Source organism: Synechococcus sp. R8-2, assembly GCF_047461715.1.
Lineage (GTDB): Bacteria > Cyanobacteriota > Cyanobacteriia > Thermostichales > Thermostichaceae > Thermostichus.
The window spans coordinates 1-873 of the sequence record NZ_JANSHQ010000172.1 but is presented as its reverse complement, the minus strand read 5'-3'; the positions used below and the strand labels follow the sequence as shown (position 1 = coordinate 873).

Genomic DNA, 873 nt, shown 5'->3' with positions numbered 1-873 from the left:
CTCCGCCTCAGGATAGGCAGCGCGCCGGTCCGGGAAGAACGGCGCCAGCGTCGCCAGGCCAATCGTCTTCGCCCGCCGGGTGACCACCTGGCCCGTCACAACGTCCAAACTGCCCACGATGCGCAGTTCGCAATCGGTCGCCAGACTCCGTTCCGCCCGCACCTGATCGGCGCCCGCCCGTCCATACCCGTTGGCCAGGGTCGGTTGCCGGGTGACCGTGACTTCATCCAGATACACGGTCACCACCTGGTTGGGATGCGCGCGTGCATACTCCACCACGTCCGCAATCTCCTGCAGTTTGGCCTGATAGTGGGGATCAGGGCTATGCACATGACTGCGGGCGCGCTGCCAGGTGATGCCCAACCGATCCAGGATACGGGCGATCCCGCTCAGCGAGGCGTCGCGCCCCCACGCCAACTGGCTGCGGATGGCGTCCAGGGTCCAGCGCGTCTGGGTCAGCCCACACTGCCGCGGGTCACGGCGGACCAGATGCTCCACCTCAGTCGCCGCCGTCTCGGGGTCATGGTGGTCAGGGGGAAAAAGCGGGCTTGCGCCCGCGTCCGTCCCGGATGGGGAGGCTATCGATGCCCTCGGCTTCCCAGCGATTCAGCCAGAGATAGACGGTTTCCGGATGGCGCGGACGCAGCAAGCGTTCGCGGGCCACGACGGCAGGCGGTACGCCGGACGCGATGAGCAGTAATGCCGCCGCCCGTTCGCGCAAATAGGGCTTGGGAGCGTGATCGCGCAGGTCTTCGAGGGCCTCCCGTTCCTCGATGCACAAGTGAAGGGTCCGGCGTGCCGGCATCGCAACCTCCTGAGAAAGGCTTGACACGGATGAATATTAGTATAACGGAATATTTATTCAAAGTCCAT

Annotated in this window: 2 protein-coding genes; both read right to left on the bottom strand. The window is 65.1% G+C overall.

Annotation, left to right across the window (positions count from 1 at the left end):
* Positions 1-498: winged helix-turn-helix domain-containing protein (locus NW819_RS04760; protein ID WP_414413049.1), on the bottom strand; the 498-nt coding region annotated here is incomplete at its 3' end.
* 31 nt (positions 499-529) lie between these two features.
* Positions 530-805, bottom strand: coding sequence for a helix-turn-helix domain-containing protein (locus NW819_RS04755; RefSeq protein ID WP_414413048.1), 276 nt, complete (start codon positions 803-805; stop codon positions 530-532).
* Positions 806-873: the final 68 nt, after the last annotated feature.